This is a genomic window from Mesorhizobium sp. M5C.F.Ca.IN.020.32.2.1 (assembly GCF_004023105.1).
GTDB lineage: Bacteria > Pseudomonadota > Alphaproteobacteria > Rhizobiales > Rhizobiaceae > Mesorhizobium > Mesorhizobium wenxiniae.
In genome coordinates, this window is sequence record NZ_RZSX01000131.1 from 1 (window position 1) to 9,865 (window position 9,865).

Sequence of the window (9,865 nt, forward strand, 5' to 3'; positions counted from 1 at the left end):
GGGTATAGCGACGCGCAGCTGTCTCAAACCAGCCCCCTTGCCAGCCGCAGGTGGCCTGGCTCTGAGGCATCGGTGAGACAGTCCAGGTCGCGCCGGTCACTAACTCCGTCATACAAGTCTCTCGGGCCTTTTAGAATCCCAAGATGGAAAGGGACCGCGGCGAAATCAACCGTGCGGTTCGATCACGTTCACGAAGGCGACGAGTTCGGCAAAACACCGTCAACAGGCCGAGCAGCGGCAGGTTGGAGCAGACCTGAAGACGAAGTCGACGCCTTTCATGTCGGCGACGACCCAAGCCCGGCGGCGGCGATGCTTCCTATGCCGAAGGCGGAGCCAAAGAATATACAGGCGATCATGCCGACCCGGCCGGGCACCAGTCGGCCCGAGGTGCAGCCGTTGCAGGCATGGGCAGTGTTTCGCTTTGAATTTCGGGTTTGCGCCCCATTTTCAAACGTTTCGATCGCGCTTGAAAGCCGACCGCAACCGACCAGTGTCAGACCGGAAACAGGAGTGCCGAAAGCAATGCGGCGACATACAGTCCGACCCCGAAGGACAGATGAGTCATGAGGCCGCGCAGACGCGCAGTGTGCGGCTTGGGAGTTTTCGAGGCTGCAATTCCGGCTCCAAAGGCTGGCTGCATGACGAAGAACGGGGCGACAACCGTGGACATGCCGACAAGAAGTGCGGGAAGAAATGTCGGATATCGTGCCCAGTCGATGCCCCATACTGCCATCAGCAATGCAGCAAAGACGATGCCGATCGCGTAATGCGCTACCCATCCAATCGGCGTTTCGCCTGGAATTCGGGGAGCCTGCGCGATATTTGCATGCGCGAAACGGCCTCGCGGAAAGTGCCCGATCCAGCGGCCGATCCAGGCATAATCAAGCGGCGGAATCGCGAACGCGCGCTTCAGAAATAGCCCCCAAAGATCCATCACCGCCGTCGCGCCCGCTCCGATCGCGGCTGCGCGGACAACCAACTCCAACTGGTCGTTCATTTCTAGGCTCCTGTCCTGTCGATGCTGCTTCTTGGGCGTCAGACACTAGCCGATATAAACCTCTCGTTCAATGTATTGATTGATTGATAGACTCATGGTAGGCCTGCGATATGAAAAACGCAGGTGTCCATCATCCGATCTTCGACGAAATAGCGGATCTCGCCCGCACGCTGGGACATCCACATCGGCTGGTTCTTCTCCGCCACATTGCCGACGGCGAACTCGCCGTGGAGCAGCTGACGCAACTTTCCGGGATCGCGTTGGCCAACACGTCGCAGCATCTTCAACACCTCAAGCGGGCCGGCTTGGTGCAGACCCGGCGAGACGGGAAACGCGTGCTCTATCGTTTGGCCGATGGCCCGATCGAAAACGTGCTCGCCGCCCTGCGAAGCCTTGCGAACCATAGGCGGGAGCAAATCCGCGAACTTATCAATGACACTATGAGCCGGCCGGACAGGCTGGAGAACATCTCGCGCGAGGAACTCGTGCGCCGCATGCGGGACGACGAAATCGTGCTGCTCGACGTTCGGCCGCAGGAAGAATACGCAGCCGGGCATTTGCCGGGTGCGATCAACATTCCCGTCGGTGAGCTGGAGGAACGGCTTGCAGAGCTTCCACGAGAGAAGGTCATCGTTGCCTATTGCCGTGGTGTCCAGTGCATTCTCTCTGCCGACGCGCTGGCAATCCTGAGGGCGCGAGGCTGGGCCTCACGCCGGTTCGAAGGTGGTTTTCCCGAGTGGCTGACGTCAGGCCTGGATGTCGACGGCATGAACTACGAAAGCGGCTGACAATGTTGCGTCATCCGGGCTCAGGCGCTCCCGGTCACAACCTCACCAGACCGAAGCCGGCACAAGCCAGGGCGATTCCTGAAGCGATGGTTCGCGCCTGGTTCCAGAACTGCCACCGTTCTGAATAGCCCTGCCAGATCTCTCTCGCAGTCTCGATATCTTTGGGAATGGGGGTTGCGGCCAATGCCTCGTTCATCGGCACGTGCACCGTCAATGTGAGGAACAGGCCCGATGTCAGATACACGAGCGCCGCCGCAGCGAACCAGAACGCAGGCGACTTGCGGTCACTGAAACGCATCGCGGCAGCCGTGAGCCCTAGGACGACCGGCGTCATAAAGAATGCGGGAAAGAACACGGCGTTGCGAACCGATGCATTCATCGCCTGCATAGCCTCGATTGCCACGCGCGGATCAGTCTGGTCGAGCCCCCACATTGTGGAGCAGACCCAGGCGTAGAAAAATCCGAAAATCGCTCCGGAAAAGACGATCGATGTGACTGATAATCCTACCACTATCCCAGGCATTACAGCTTCAAGAAACCCGTATCGTTGTGTACGCTTTCGAATATACGTACAAAGGTGTACGGTTCTGGTCAAGCAGTTCGGAGATTGGCAGTTTGGAGATTGGAATGCGCGAGGACACCAAGGCTGCGCGTCGAGCACAGATCGAGAGGGCAGCCTACAAGCTTCTCAAGGAGAGAGGCTACGGCGGGACTTCCATGCTTGGCATAGCGAAAGAGGCAAAGGCGTCAAACGAAACCCTCTATCGCTGGTATGGCGATAAGAAGGGCTTGTTCAAGACGATGGTCGAAAACAATGCAAGGACGACGAAGGCGGCACTGGATGCGGCGATAAGGGACGACGCCGATCCTTTGGTAACCCTTGAAGATGTGGCTCCGATCCTCCTGTCGATGCTGCTTGGCGAGCGGGCAATTTCCCTGAACCGCGCTGCTGCTTCTGACGAAAGTGGCGAATTGGGTGCGACGATTGCGGCAGGTGGTCGCGATTCGGTATTTCCGCTGATCGAGAAATTGATCCAGCGCGACTTGGAGAGCGGTGCGCTGGTTGCGCCATCTGCGCGCATAGCGGCCGATTGGTTCTTGAACCTGCTGATTGGTGACCTGCAGATCCGGCGGGTCATTCACTCTCTGCCGGTTCCTTCAGACAAGGATGTCCGTTCGAGAGTGACTGCCGCGATCAGCGCATTTAAAAGGCTTTGCAGCACATGACGGCAACAATCGATCTGTGCCCGTTCCACGCGTGAGGTGGGCAGGAAGACGGCGCTCCCGCCCCTCTACGGGGCGAGCCGAAACCAAATTCAGCTTCACCCGATCGTGGCCTCCCTCTCGAGCTTCCTCGCTTCCTTCATGTTCGGCAAAAAAACCGCCAGCAGCCCGAGCAGCGGCAGGTAGGAGCAGACCTGAAAGACGAAGTCGATGCCTTTCATGTCGGCGACGACGCCGAGCACCGCGGCAGCGATGCCGCCCATGCCGAAGGCGAAGCCGAAGAAGATACCTGCGATCATGCCGACGCGGCCGGGCACCAGTTCCTGCGCGAAGACGACGATGTTCGAGAATGCCGAGGACAGGATCAGGCCGATCAGCACCGTCAGTATCATCGTCCATTCGAAATTGGCGTAGGGCAGAGCCAGCGTAAAGGGCAGCACGCCGACGATGGAGAACCAGATCATCGCCTTCTGTCCGTAGCGGTCGCCGAACGGGCCACCGAGCAGGATGCCCAGCGCCGAGGCGCCGAGGAACAGGAACAGCATGACCTGCGACATCTGCACCGAAACGTCGAATTTATCGATGGCGTAGAAGGTGTAGTAGCTGGCGAGGCTGGCGATGTAGGCGTTCTTGGTCAGCACCAGTAAGGTCAGCACCGCCAACGCGCCCATCACCTTGCGGCGCGGGAAGGGCGATACAAAACCTGCCGCCTTGCGGTTGGCGAGCGAAGCGCGCAGGCGGCTGTACCAGCCGCCGACCCGCCACAGCACGATAATACCGATCAGCGATCCGACGGCAAACCACGCTATGCTGGTCTGGCCGAAAGGCACGACGATGAAGGCAGCCAGCAGCGGCCCGATGGCCTGGCCGAAGTTGCCGCCGACCTGGAACAGAGATTGCGCCAAGCCGAACCTGCCGCCCGAGGCGAAGCGGGCGATGCGCGAGGATTCCGGGTGGAAGATCGCCGAGCCGATGCCGATCAGCGACGCGCCGATCAGCAGCAGCCAATAGTGTCCGGCATAGGCCAGCACGATCAGGCCGATCAGCGAGGACGCCATGCCGTAGGGCAGCGAATAGGGCATCGGCCGCTTGTCGGTGACCATTCCGATCAGCGGCTGCAGCAATGAGGCCGTCACCTGGAAGGTGAACGTCAAAAGGCCGATCTGCCAGAAATCGAGACCGTAATTGTCTTTCAGCAGCGGATAGATGGCCGAGAGCAGCGACTGCATGATGTCGTTGACACAATGGCAGAAGCTCACCGCAAGAATGACGCTAAAGGCCGTCGCTTGCGCCGAAGTGTGGCTGGCCGTCGCAGGCGTGGCGGCGGTGGTCGCTGTGTTATCGGTCAAGGCATGCTCCGTGGTCTTTTTGGCGGGCGCTCGCGCAGGCGGCCTCATAGCCGGGTTGCCTTATAAGTCACTTGCCGGGCGACTTCTTTCGTGGTTTGGTCCAATAATTTCGCGAGTGGGCCATTACTCAATGCCGCGTGGCAATGAAATCTTCAAAGTGGGCGACACCGATCTCGGCCAGCTTGGGCAGCTGCATGAGCGCCGCTGGCAGTGGCTGGAGCAGGCCGTCGGGCCAGCGGTGGCCCTGCCGACCGAATATCCCGACGGCTACCACGTGCCGCAGCACCGTCACAGTCGCAGTCAGTTGCTGCATGCGCTTGTCGGCGTCGTGCTGGTGACGACGCGGCATGGCCGCTGGATGGTGCCTCCCGATCATGCCATGTGGATTCCCGCCGGCACCGAGCATTCCGTCGAGATGCTTGGCGACGTCAGCATGCGTTCGGTCTATGTGATGCCGGACGCCATTGCGGGGCTGCCGCATGGGCTGCGCGTCGTTGGCATTACAGATCTGATGCACAGCCTGATCGTGGAATCTGAAAAGCTGCCGCAGGGCGCCGAGCTGGAAGGGCGCGGCGGGCTGATCATGAGCCTCCTGCTGCATGAAATCCCGAACCTGCCGGAACGGCCGCTCGGCCTGCCTTTTCCTTCAGATCCAAAGCTTGCGGCACTGTGCCGGCGCTTCGTTGCAGCACCCTCGCCGCACGCGACAATCGACGAATGGGCCGATATCGTCGGCATGAGCCGCCGTTCCTTCACCCGCGCCTTTCATCGCCAGACCGGATTGTCGCTGTCGACATGGCGCCAACAGGCCTGCCTGTTCGCGGCCTTGCCGAGGCTGGCCGATGGCGAGCCGATCACAAGGGTGGCGTTCGACCTCGGCTATGACAGCGTGCCGGCCTTCATCACCATGTTCAAGCGTATGCTGGGGGCATCGCCGCGGGGCTATATGCGAGGGTCAAGGGACAATATCAGGGTGTCGAACGGGTAACGCATGACCCGAACCTTCGGTTCGCTTCAGCGAAATCGGAACCGATTTCGCTGGTGGCCATGCGCAAAATCAAAGTGCTACAGCGTCCCTTTGCGCGTCCGCTGAACGCGCGGCGCTGTAGCGCTGGCAGATTTCAGTCGAACAGGCTCGATACCGATTCCTCGGTCGCCGTGCGCGAGATCGCCTCACCCATCAGGTCTGCGATGGAGATGACGCGGATGTTGCTGGCGTCGAGCACCGCCTGGGTCGGCTGGATGGAATCGGTAATGACCAGTTCCTGCAGCTTCGAGGCGCCGATGCGGGCGATGGCGCCGCCCGACAAAACGCCATGGGTGGTGTAGGCAGTGACGCTGGTGGCGCCGCCGGCAAGCAGTGCATCGGCCGCATTGCACAAGGTGCCGCCCGAATCGATGATGTCGTCGATCAGCAGGCAATCCTTGCCGCGCACGTCGCCGATGACGTTCATGACTTCCGATTCACCGGGGCGCTCGCGACGCTTGTCGACGATGGCGAGTTGAGCATCGATGCGTTTGGCCAGCGCGCGGGCGCGGACCACGCCACCGACATCCGGCGACACAACCATGACATTGGCAAGCTGCTTATATTTCGCCTTCACGTCGCGGGCCATGACCGGCACCGAGAACAGGTTGTCGGTCGGGATATCGAAGAAGCCCTGGATCTGGCCGGCGTGGAGATCGAGCGTTAAGACGCGATCGACGCCCGCCCGCGTGATCATGTTGGCGACCAGCTTGGCCGAGATCGGCGTGCGGCCCGAGGCGCGGCGATCTTGCCTGGCATAGCCGAAATACGGAATGACCGCCGTGATGCGCTTGGCCGACGAGCGCATAAAGGCATCGATCATGATGAGCAGTTCCATCAGGTGATCGTTGGTCGGGAACGAGGTGGACTGCAGGATGAAGACATCCTCGCCGCGCACATTCTCCTGGATCTCGACGAAGATTTCCTGATCGGCGAAGCGCCTGACGCTGGCTTTGCCCAGCGGGATGTTGAGATAGCGGGCGACCGCTTCGGCCAGCACCCTGTTGGAATTGCCCGCGAAAAGCTTCATGCACCGTTCCTGGTGAAGGATGGAGACTCTGGCAGACTCTCTTGAGCCCCTTAGTCGGGGCTTTTAGCGGCCCGTGCCGGTATTGCAAGCGTCGTGAGCGGAATCCGCAGGCTAATGTCAATAAACGTCTACGACGGGGAGCCGGCAACATGTCAGCCCGCCAGTCAACCCGCTTGGCCGCCAAGCCATGTGGCAAACTGGTCGATCGTCTGGTCGGCGATCGCCTGCATGGTCTCCGGCGCGACCGCAGCCCAGCCTTCGCCACCATTGGCCGAGGGCGCCTTCTGCTGGCCGTTGATGCGATGCAGCCGGTTGCCTGCCGGGTCATAGACGTCCCAGACATAGATGACGGTGGTGTCCTTGCCTTCCGACATCGTCGAGAAATAGCCCTTCAGCACGTGCGTAGGGGTCTGGCCGGCGCTACCGGCCAAGGTGATGCCGCGCTGCTTGGCTCGCGTCTGAAGCTCTGCGGTCAGCGGTGTCGCGGCTTCCACCGAGGCGCCGACGATCGGCGCTACCTGCAGGCGGGTTCGTGCGATGACGGCGGCGCTCTTTGCGGGCTGCGAGGGGGCGGAAGGCTGTGCCGTTGCGGAAGGATGGGCGGTCGTTGCAGGTGTGGTGGGCGTTGCAGCCGTGCCGGTTGGTACGGCCTGTGTCGACTGCGAGGCGATGGCGGAGGGTTCGAGTACGTCCTTCGCGTTGGTGCAGGCGGCCAGCGTCAGCGCCGCGAGCAATGACACGGTCGTCACATGCGATCGCCTCATTTGCCTCAAAACTCCCTGGCGATGAACGCCCCTTGCATTCTTACCATTATGGATTCATTGCACAATCAAGTCGAGATCATGGCGGGACAGCGGTTTCGGCTGCGATTCGGTCGTCAGATACGTACGGCCGAGCGTCATTGCCGTCTCGGTTTCGGAGTCCATGATGATCATGTGGGCGAACAGCGTCATGTTTGGCGCGATGGGTTCGGGATTGCCCTGATAGAACATCGGCATGTCCATCCATGATGGGGTGAAGCGGGCGCCGAGCGAATAGCCGCAGGCGTTGAGCCGGTGTTTGGTCAAGTTGTGGGTTTCGAGCGTGCGGGCATGCGCGTCGAACACATCGCCGAAGGTATTTCCGGGCGTCATCGCCTTTTCGACGGCCAGAAGTGCGGCGCGTGCGGCATCGAACAATTCCTGGTGACGTTTCGACACCTTGCCGGTCAGCACCGTGCGCATCATCGCCGCATGGTAATGGTGGAAAACGCCGGCCCATTCGAGCGTCAGCTGGTCGTTTTTGCTCAGCTTGCGGCGGCCAGCCTTGTAACGGCAAAGCAGTGCGTCCACGCCAGAGCCGATGATGAACTCGTTCGCCGGATAATCGCCGCCGCCGGCAAAGATCGCGCCCTGCATGGCAGCAAGGATCAGGGCTTCGTCGCCACCCTGCTTGATCAGCGGCAGGGCCGCATCCAGCGCGTCGTCGGCGAGATTTGCGGCCTTTTCCACCTTGGCGATTTCGGCCGGGCTCTTGAACAGGCGCAGCCGGCTGACGATGCCGGACGCGTCGGCGATCTGGCCAAAGGTCTGCAATTGCTCGTCCAGGCGCCGGCCATTGTAGGCGGTCAGGCCGTGGGTGTCGTATTCAACTCCGATGCGGGCGCCGAGCAGGTCGAGATCGTTGAGCAGATTGCGCAGGTCGATCGCCGGATTGGCGCCGTCGCGATCGGTCCACAGCACGATGTTGTCGATAATCGAGGTGTGGCGCGCCTGGCGCAGATCGGCCGAGCGCGTGAGCAGGATCATCGAACCGTCTGCCTTCACCACCAGGCACTGAAAGAAGCAGAAGCCGAACGTATCGTAGCCGGTCAGCCAGTACATGCTCTCCTGCGCAAACAGCAGGACGGCATCGAGTTTCTTCTCGGCGATCTCGATCATCAGCCGATCGCGCCGCGCGTCAAATTCCGACCGTTCGAAATGCAGCGCCATTATTCAGTCTCCAAAACGATTGCCGAAATCTGCCGCCCGTAATCCGGCTCCTTGCGATGGGTGCTGCGCCGGTAGGAATAGAACAGATCCTCCTCGGCGTAGGTGCAGCGGCCGAGCCCGTCGGCGATCACACCGGCCCGGGTCAGGCGATGGACGGTGTAGAGGTTGAGGTCGAACATTGCATGTCCCGACTTCGCGGACGGCGCGAAATAGCCGATGTTGTTGGCATCGGCCTCGACGAAGCGGGCGACGAATTCCGGTCCTACCTCGTAGTTTTTGGGGCCGATGGACGGACCGAGAACCGCAACGATGCGCTCGCGCCGGGCGCCGAGGCCCTCCATCGCGGCAATGGTGTTTTCCAGCACGCCCGACAAGGCGCCCTTCCAGCCGGCATGGGCTGCGCCGACGATACGCGCCTCGGCATCGGCGAACAGCACCGGTCCGCAATCGGCGGTCGAGGCGCCGACTGCAATGCCTGGCCGGTCGGTGACGACGGCGTCGGCCTTCGGCCGCACGCCGGGAAAAGGCTCCCTGACGATGACGACGTCGGGCGAATGGATTTGGTGGGCGGTCAAGAGATGGCTCGCCGGCACGCCCATCCAGTCGGCGACGCGGCGGCGGTTCTCGGCTACCCGCGTTTGGTCGTCGCTCGAGCCGGTGCCGATGTTGAGGCCCCGATAGATGCCGCTGGAGACGCCGCCGACGCGGGTGAAATAGCCATGGCGAATGCCTTGCGGCCGCGCCTTTTCCAGCAAGGGCGACCGAACGGGATCCGGTTTGGTCTGATTCAGCATGGCGGCGTTGTTGTCCGTGTGGGCGATTTCGTCAAGCGACAGTCCAAAAATCGGCGACATTCCAAGATGGGCTACAGTCCAAAGATCGGCGACGTCCAAAACGGGCGACAGTCGGAAATTGGGAGAGTGGGAGAGGCGGCAGCGAAAAGTCAATCCGCCGTTGCAAAGGGCGGAACGGCGATGCCGGCAGGCAGAACGGCAAGCACCTTGAACAGGTCGCCCATGGCTTGCGGACCGGCGAGGCGTTCGACCTCGCCTGCAATCTTTTCGCGAGCCGCCTCATTGGCATTGGCGCCGAGCTGGCCGGCGCGTTCGAGAAGGCCCATTTCCACCAGGAATTTGCCTTGCGTGGAGAGATGGGCATCGAGGCCATGCGCCCGCACAGTCGCGGCAAGGGCGGCGAAATCGACATGGGCGGTGAGATCGGCTTCGCCCGGATTGGCCAGCACATCTTCGTGATCGTGCTTGCGCACGGCCTGCAACGTGTCGCCGACCCCTGGTCGGAGGTAGCCATAGTCGAGGAACAGGCCGGCGCCACCGAGCCGGGCCAATCGCTCAGCGATGGTCGCCATCAGCGCGGCTCGGGCCGGCGCGACCTCGACGATCGCGCCCTGTGGCGCGTTTTCGGCATCGTCCGGCAACAGCGTCGGATCGACCGAGCCGGCGCCGGCGAAGAAGTGCAATTC

General features: G+C 61.6%; 11 protein-coding genes and 2 pseudogenes. 4 read left to right on the forward strand and 9 right to left on the reverse strand.

Annotated elements, in window-relative coordinates:
• Window positions 1-130 precede the first annotated feature (130 nt).
• A pseudogene (locus EOA86_RS40100) lies at window positions 131-377 on the reverse strand (hypothetical protein); the annotation flags it as partial.
• A gap of 116 nt (window positions 378-493) precedes the next feature.
• The gene (locus EOA86_RS09260) at window positions 494-997 is read right to left on the reverse strand and encodes a DUF2938 domain-containing protein (RefSeq protein WP_128341316.1); all 504 of its coding nucleotides are present in this window, start codon (window positions 995-997) and stop codon (window positions 494-496) included.
• Window positions 998-1,107: 110 nt separating this feature from the next.
• Between EOA86_RS09260 and EOA86_RS41465 the strand changes: the two are divergent.
• Both EOA86_RS41465 and EOA86_RS41470 read left to right on the forward strand, forming a co-directional pair.
• Window positions 1,108-1,311: pseudogene (locus tag EOA86_RS41465) on the forward strand (helix-turn-helix domain-containing protein); the annotation flags it as partial.
• Window positions 1,312-1,437: 126 nt separating this feature from the next.
• Entirely contained in the window at window positions 1,438-1,785 is a 348-nt protein-coding gene (locus EOA86_RS41470; RefSeq protein WP_348633337.1) for a rhodanese-like domain-containing protein, read from the forward strand.
• A 34-nt stretch (window positions 1,786-1,819) separates the two neighbouring features.
• Here the strand turns inward: EOA86_RS41470 and EOA86_RS09270 are convergent, their stop codons facing one another.
• The gene (locus tag EOA86_RS09270; protein ID WP_348633336.1) at window positions 1,820-2,218 is read right to left on the reverse strand and encodes an anthrone oxygenase family protein; all 399 of its coding nucleotides are present in this window, start codon (window positions 2,216-2,218) and stop codon (window positions 1,820-1,822) included.
• A gap of 194 nt (window positions 2,219-2,412) precedes the next feature.
• On the opposite strand from EOA86_RS09270, the gene EOA86_RS09275 reads away from it, so the two are divergent.
• Window positions 2,413-3,012, forward strand: a complete 600-nt coding sequence (locus tag EOA86_RS09275; protein WP_065011958.1) for a TetR/AcrR family transcriptional regulator — start codon at window positions 2,413-2,415, stop codon at window positions 3,010-3,012.
• A 95-nt stretch (window positions 3,013-3,107) separates the two neighbouring features.
• Here the strand turns inward: EOA86_RS09275 and EOA86_RS09280 are convergent, their stop codons facing one another.
• The gene (locus EOA86_RS09280) at window positions 3,108-4,358 is read right to left on the reverse strand and encodes an MFS transporter (RefSeq protein ID WP_164891646.1); all 1,251 of its coding nucleotides are present in this window, start codon (window positions 4,356-4,358) and stop codon (window positions 3,108-3,110) included.
• Window positions 4,359-4,488: 130 nt separating this feature from the next.
• On the opposite strand from EOA86_RS09280, the gene EOA86_RS09285 reads away from it, so the two are divergent.
• Complete coding sequence (locus tag EOA86_RS09285; protein ID WP_128341321.1) at window positions 4,489-5,346, forward strand: helix-turn-helix transcriptional regulator; 858 nt, start codon at window positions 4,489-4,491, stop codon at window positions 5,344-5,346.
• 133 nt (window positions 5,347-5,479) lie between these two features.
• On the opposite strand, the gene EOA86_RS09290 is transcribed toward EOA86_RS09285, so the two are convergent.
• The 5 genes from EOA86_RS09290 to EOA86_RS09310 all read right to left on the reverse strand — a co-directional run.
• On the reverse strand, window positions 5,480-6,415 hold the full coding sequence (locus EOA86_RS09290; RefSeq protein WP_065011960.1) for a ribose-phosphate pyrophosphokinase: 936 nt from the start codon (window positions 6,413-6,415) through the stop codon (window positions 5,480-5,482).
• Window positions 6,416-6,579: 164 nt separating this feature from the next.
• Window positions 6,580-7,179 carry a hypothetical protein gene (locus EOA86_RS09295; protein ID WP_128341323.1) on the reverse strand — a complete coding sequence of 200 codons (600 nt, stop codon included), beginning with the start codon at window positions 7,177-7,179 and terminating at the stop codon, window positions 6,580-6,582.
• 54 nt (window positions 7,180-7,233) lie between these two features.
• Entirely contained in the window at window positions 7,234-8,385 is a 1,152-nt protein-coding gene (locus EOA86_RS09300) for a Xaa-Pro peptidase family protein (RefSeq protein ID WP_065011962.1), read from the reverse strand.
• Complete coding sequence (pgeF, locus tag EOA86_RS09305; RefSeq protein ID WP_128341324.1) at window positions 8,385-9,179, reverse strand: peptidoglycan editing factor PgeF; 795 nt, start codon at window positions 9,177-9,179, stop codon at window positions 8,385-8,387. The genes EOA86_RS09300 and pgeF overlap by 1 nt, the downstream gene beginning before the upstream one ends.
• Window positions 9,180-9,328: 149 nt before the next feature.
• On the reverse strand, window positions 9,329-9,865 hold a 537-nt coding region (locus EOA86_RS09310; RefSeq protein WP_206629988.1), incomplete at its 5' end, for an SAM-dependent methyltransferase.